Here is a 559-nt window from a genome sequence, read left to right as displayed (position 1 = left end):
CCATAGAAGGCTACGTCGGCGACGGCATCGGCAAACTCGTCCACCGCGTCATCACCAACGACCGCGACCAAGAAGCCGCGCCCGATTTATGGGAAAAAGGCTTCGTGTTCTACATGAAATACTACCGCGACCACTTGAGCGACTTCACCCGCCCCTACTCCGAAACCGAAGCCGGACTGGCATTGCTCAAATCCCTGGGCATCCCGCTGGTGGTCATCACCAACAAAAACGAAATCCTCGCCGCCGAACTCTTGAAACAGCTTGGACTCGCCGACTACTTCAGCCTGATCCTCGGCGGCGACAGCCTGCCCGAAAAGAAACCCAGCCCTCTGCCGCTGCAACACGCCGCCGAAGTCTTGGGCATTGATCCTGCCAACATGATTATGGTCGGCGACTCCCGCAACGACATCATCGCCGCCAAAGCCGCCGGCTGCCTCAGCGTCGGCGTGACCTTCGGCTACGGCGACATGACCCTGCTCTCGCAAGACAAAGCGACCAAGCCCGACTGGATTATCGGTTCGCTGCCCGAAATCTACGAAAATCTGCAACCGAAAAAAGC

Annotated in this window: 1 protein-coding gene; it reads left to right on the top strand. The window is 58.3% G+C overall.

Going from position 1 to position 559, the window contains the following annotated elements; all coding sequences use genetic code 11:
* On the top strand, window positions 1-559 hold a 559-nt coding region (locus ACTHUR_RS16935; protein ID WP_440399857.1), incomplete at both ends, for a phosphoglycolate phosphatase.

Source organism: Neisseria sp. P0021.S007, assembly GCF_051956855.1.
This window is presented reverse-complemented; position numbering and strand designations above follow the sequence as displayed.